General features: G+C 63.9%; 5 protein-coding genes and 1 pseudogene. All 6 read right to left on the bottom strand.

Going from position 1 to position 4847, the window contains the following annotated elements; genetic code table 11:
* A pseudogene (locus tag EN893_RS19070) lies at nucleotides 1-305 on the bottom strand (phosphonate metabolism protein/1,5-bisphosphokinase (PRPP-forming) PhnN); the annotation flags it as partial.
* On the bottom strand, nucleotides 302-1441 hold the full coding sequence (locus EN893_RS19065) for an alpha-D-ribose 1-methylphosphonate 5-triphosphate diphosphatase (RefSeq protein WP_127269078.1): 1140 nt from the start codon (nucleotides 1439-1441) through the stop codon (nucleotides 302-304). The gene EN893_RS19065 and the pseudogene EN893_RS19070, both read right to left, overlap by 4 nt.
* 13 nt (nucleotides 1442-1454) lie before the next feature.
* Entirely contained in the window at nucleotides 1455-2162 is a 708-nt protein-coding gene (locus EN893_RS19060) for a DUF1045 domain-containing protein (RefSeq protein ID WP_127269079.1), read from the bottom strand.
* A gap of 153 nt (nucleotides 2163-2315) precedes the next feature.
* Entirely contained in the window at nucleotides 2316-3128 is an 813-nt protein-coding gene (iolB, locus tag EN893_RS19055) for a 5-deoxy-glucuronate isomerase (protein ID WP_127269080.1), read from the bottom strand.
* A gap of 322 nt (nucleotides 3129-3450) precedes the next feature.
* A complete protein-coding gene (locus EN893_RS19050) occupies nucleotides 3451-3669 on the bottom strand; it encodes a DUF3329 domain-containing protein (RefSeq protein ID WP_127269081.1) in 219 nt (72 codons plus the stop codon).
* Nucleotides 3670-3727: 58 nt separating this feature from the next.
* Nucleotides 3728-4645 (bottom strand): myo-inosose-2 dehydratase, encoded by a 918-nt coding sequence (gene iolE / locus EN893_RS19045; protein WP_127269082.1) that lies wholly within the window; start codon nucleotides 4643-4645, stop codon nucleotides 3728-3730.
* Between the last annotated feature and the right edge of the window lie 202 nt (nucleotides 4646-4847).

The following is a 4847-nucleotide window of genomic DNA, read 5'->3' as shown; positions in this document are numbered from 1 at the left end:
TCGGCGGGGATGCCGTAGCGCAAGCCGTGCGCTTCCCAGGAGATGGCGAAGGCGCCATCGGCTTCGGCCTCGACGAAGGCGGCATCGGCCAGCGTGTCGTGGTCCTCGCTGGCGACATCGCTCGGCCTGGTGATGACGCGGCGGACGAACTCCAGCCGCGTTTCGTCGGCAAAGCGGGCGCGGGCGTAGCCGATCACTGTGTCCTTGCCGGCGCCGCTTGGGCCGACGACGGCGACGAAAACGCCATCGCGGATCGGAAACGTCTCGGCCGACAATTCCCGCTCGATCGACGCCGACACCATCATGCGACCCGGCTTCCCTGCCGCCAGACGGTGCGCACCACCGGGACATGGTCGTCGACGCGCACGCGCACCAGATCGGCGCGGCGGCCCTGTTCGATGACGCCGCGATCGGTCAGGCCAACCGCATCGGCCGGGTTCTTCGAGACCATGGCGACGGCCTGCGGCAGGGAAATGCCTTCGACGACATCGCCGAGGAAGAACGCCGACTGGATCAGGCTGAAGGGAATATAGTCGGATGACAAGATGTCGAGCAGGCCGTCGCTGGCCAGCGTGCGGGCCGAGACATTGCCCGAATGCGAGGCGCCGCGCATAACGTTGGGCGCGCCCATCAGCACGCCCATCCCGGCCTCTTTCGAGGCCCTGGCGGCCTCTTCCGTGGTCGGGAATTCGGCGACGCGCACGCCCTGCTCGATCGCCTCGTCGACATGGCCTGATGTGGCGTCGTCGTGGCTGGCCAGCACGATGCCGCGCTCCTGGCAGGCGGCTGATATCACCGCCCGGTTCGGCGCCGAATTGCGCGCCGATTCGGCCATCCGCTTTTCGCAGAACAGCTTGAAGTCGCGATCGGTCAGCTTCAGCTTGCGCTGGTAATAGTAGGCATAGGTCTCGAGATCGACGAACTGGCGCTGGCCTGGCGCATGGTCCATCAGCGACGCCAGCTTGACCCGCTCGTCGCCGTCGAAATTGGCGAAAGCCCTGAGGCAGTCCGGTGCCGAAACCTCGCAGCGCAGATGGATGAAATGGTCGGCGCGCAGACGGTCCTGCTTCACACTGTCCTCGATCGCGTCGGCCAGCTTGCGGATGTCGGCCGATGTCAGGTCGGCGTCTTCGTCCATGCCGACGCGCAAGGCGTCGAGCACGGTGGTGATGCCGGCGGTCGCCACCTGCGCGTCATGGGCGAGCACGGCGGCGATCGGATTCCAGCGCACCTTGGGCCGCGGCGCGTAGTGGCCTTCGAGATGGTCGGTGTGCAATTCGACCAGCCCGGGAATGATATAGTCGCCGCCCATATCCTCGCCGATGCGGCTGATGCCGGATTCGATGCCGGCGATAAAGCCGTCGCGCAGCACCAGCGAACCCTCGACGATCTCGTCGGCAAGCACGATGCGGGCATTGTGGAGAACAGTCTCGGCGGTCATTTCAGGCAGTCCTTCAGGCGGTTTTTCTGGCCGGGCGGCGCCCGAGCGCGTGATGCGAGAGCACCATGAACGGTGCACCCGGTTCGGTTTCGACAAACAAGGTCAGCGCATCCACCAGCACCTTCTGTTGCAGCACTTCCGCGAACAGGCTGTCGATCGCTGCGCGCAAACGAGGGCTTTCCTGTGACCCCGCCCGGCCCGACAGCGTCATGTGGAAGCGAAAGGTTTCGAAGACATAGGGGTAACCCCATTGGCAGAGATTGCGGAACTCGGCCGGCTTCAGCGAATCCGGGCTGCGCCGCTCGATTTCCGCTTCGCTCAGTGGTGCGCGAAACCGGTCGAAATCGCGCACCACGTCATCGGCGAACCGGTTGAGCGCAGGCACTGGCCCTTCCGGCACCAGTGCGAAGAAGCCGTCGATCTGGCTGACCACGAGACGCGGGATGGTCACCACCGGCGTCGCCTCGGCGAATTGGTCGAGTGCGGCGCGCAGCGAGGCTTCCGTCTCGTCGGCAGCCAGGCGGAAGGGGGCTTTCAGCGTTGCGTGAAAGCCATAGCGGCGCGCCGAAGCGGTGTGGAAAGCGACTTCCGCCGCCGACAGGTCGGCCACCGCTTCGACCGGCCTCGTCGCGGCGCCGAACGCGTCGCGGCCCAGCCAGTCGGCGGCGATCCGCGCCAGAGGCTCGTCCTGCCGGGGGGTGAAATAGAGGGCGTAGCGCATGGAAAGTCCTTGTCAGCTTCGCTGCCATAGGTGATTTCCATGACGAATTGACGAAGCCTTGCTGGCTTTCAGGTAACAAAACGCTGCGGCGGGGTCATTAGCCGACGATTTTTTCGTGCTGGACCAGGGAGCGAGTGCTCACGCAGCGACCGATCAGGCCTTCATCAACCACTCGTGCTCGGGCGCGTTGTGGAATTTCCACGTCCGCTTCGGTCCGGCCATGACGTTGAGATAATAGAGGTCGTAGCCGTGGCAGGCGGCGCAGGGGTGATAGCCCCCGGGCACCAGCACGACATCGCCATCCTCGATCGCCATCGCTTCGTCGAGCGCGCGATGGCCATTCTCGTCGGCATCGGTGTAGACGCGCTGGAAGGCAAAGCCCTGCGGCGGGTTGAGACGGTGATAGTAGGTTTCCTCAAGATAGGATTCAGCGGGCAGATTGTCCCGGTCGTGCTTGTGCGGCGGATAGCTCGACGTGTGGCCGCCGGGCGTGATCACCTCGACCACCAGCAGCGAATCGGCCGGCTTGCCCTCCGGCAATATGTTGGTGACATAGCGTGTGTTGGTGCCCTTGCCGCGCACCTCCTGGCCGAGATCGTCCGGTCCGATGACGCGAACCGGCAGACCGCCGCCAAGGCCCGGCGCCGAGCAGACCGCGAGTTCCAGTCCGGTGTCCGCCGTCACCGACCAATCCGATCCCTCAGGCACATACACCGACCACGGCTTGCCCTCGAAGGGCGACATGCGCTCGCCGAGCAGGCCGAGATCCTTGCCGCCGGCTGAAGCCTTGCCCTTGCCGGTAACGAACACCAGGCAGACTTCGCGATCCTCCGTCTTGCCGGAGACGCTCTCGCCCGGCTTCAGCCGATGCAGGTCGAAACCGACATAGGTCCAGCCGGCGCTTTTCGGCGTCACATGGGCGACGCGGCCATGGCCTTTGTCGGCTTTGACGAGCAGCTTCGACATTTTTGTCTCCTATTCCGTTGGCTTGAAGGACTCCGTGAAGCCAAGCCGCCTGTTTGAAAGGGCCATCGCAAATCTTCGGCCGGCGCCCTTCCAACTTCGTCATCCTAGGGCGAAGCAGGAGCGAAGCTCCGTCGCGGAGACCCTAGGATCCATGCCGTTGCCTCGGCCGAAGGGCGCAGCGGAGCGGATTCTGCACCGTCACACCAGCTTCAAAGTCATGGCATGGATCCTAGGGTCTGCGCCGCGTCGCTTCGCTCCTTGCTCCGCCCCAGGATGACGAAACGAGAAGCACTGCAAGATAGTCGCCAACGCATGCGATCAGTTACTCCTTCGGCTCGGGCTCGACCGAAGGCTTCGCCTCGTCAGCAGGCTTGTAGAGATAAAAAAACTGCCAGACGGCGTAGCCGGCGAAGCCGAGCGCGATCATGCCCCAGAACGGCGTGCTGGTGGCGAACTCGATGATCGACCAGATGACGCAGACCGCGACGATGGCGACACGCCGCCACAAAGGTCGGAAGAAGGGGTGTTCGGAATCTTTCATAGGGCCAATCTACAGCAATCGGTCTCGCCGGGAACCCGTCGCACCAGCCATTGGGAAACTAGACATTTGGAAAGCCTTGCGTCTCGACCGTATAGCCGGCGGCGGTCATGACGCGCATCAATTCCTTGTAGCCAACCTGTGCCATCCTGAGTGGCGGGTTCTTCTTCGGGTCCTGCTCGGCCTCGACCACGAACCAGCCCTCATAGCCATGGTCGGCGAAGCGCTGCACGATGGCGCCGAAATCGAGCGAGCCGTCGCCCGGCACGGTGAAGGCGCCCAGCGCCACCGCGTCGAGGAAGGATTGTTTGGTGCGATCGAGCTTTTCGATCACGCCCATGCGAACGTCCTTCACATGCACATGGCTGATGCGGGTATGATGGTTGTCGATGGCACGCAGCACGTCTCCGCCGGCGAATGCCAGATGTCCGGCATCGAGCAGCAGCGGAATGCCGGCTCCGGAATAGCGCATGAAGGCATCGAGTTCCGGCTCGGTCTCGACCACCGCCGCCATGTGGTGATGATAGGACAGCGGCATACCCTGTTCGGCGCACCATTCGCCAAACGCGGTCAGGCGTTTCGCGTAAGCCTTCATCTCGTCATCCGACAGCTTCGGCTTGGTCGCCAGCGGCTTCGAGCGGTCGCCCTGGATCGAGCGGCCGACTTCGCCATAAACGATGCAAGGCGCATTCACCGCCTTGAACAGGTCGATCATCGGCTGGATGCGATCCTTGTTGTCGGCCATCTCCCCATCGACCAGCGTGCCGGAGAACCAGCCACCGCATAGCGTGACGTCGGACGCCTTCAGGATCGGCAGCATGATTTCGGGATCATTGGGAAAACGCCGGCCCATCTCCATGCCGGTGAAGCCGGCCGAGCGCGACTGGCGCAGGCATTCTTCCAGCGACACGTCATCGCTGAGTTCCGCAAGATCGTCGTTCCACCACGCAATGGGGGACATGCCCAGTTTGGCTTTCAAGTCGTCACTCCGGTTTAGAACAGTTATCCTTTGGTTGCCGCCGCCCCTCATCCGCCTGCCGGCACCTTCTCCCCGTATAGGGACGGGGACAAGGGGTCTAGCCGCGACCTCGGCGTCTTTCTTGCGACGGCGGTGATTGGCGAAACCGGTGGTGACAGCGTCCCTCTCCCCGTCCCTATACGGGGAGAGGATGCCGGCAGGC

The sequence above is a fragment of the Mesorhizobium sp. M7A.F.Ca.CA.004.04.2.1 genome (assembly GCF_004022825.1).
In the GTDB taxonomy this organism is placed as follows: domain Bacteria; phylum Pseudomonadota; class Alphaproteobacteria; order Rhizobiales; family Rhizobiaceae; genus Mesorhizobium.
Note: the sequence above shows the minus strand (reverse complement) of the source record. Positions and strands in the feature narration are given on the sequence as shown.

Coding starts and splice junctions, on each gene's coding strand:
- EN893_RS19065 (WP_127269078.1), bottom strand. CDS start 1,441: ATGACCGCCGAGACTGTTCTCCACAATGCCCGCATCGTGCTTGCCGAC.
- EN893_RS19060 (WP_127269079.1), bottom strand. CDS start 2,162: ATGCGCTACGCCCTCTATTTCACCCCCCGGCAGGACGAGCCTCTGGCG.
- EN893_RS19050 (WP_127269081.1), bottom strand. CDS start 3,669: ATGAAAGATTCCGAACACCCCTTCTTCCGACCTTTGTGGCGGCGTGTC.
- iolB (WP_127269080.1), bottom strand. CDS start 3,128: ATGTCGAAGCTGCTCGTCAAAGCCGACAAAGGCCATGGCCGCGTCGCC.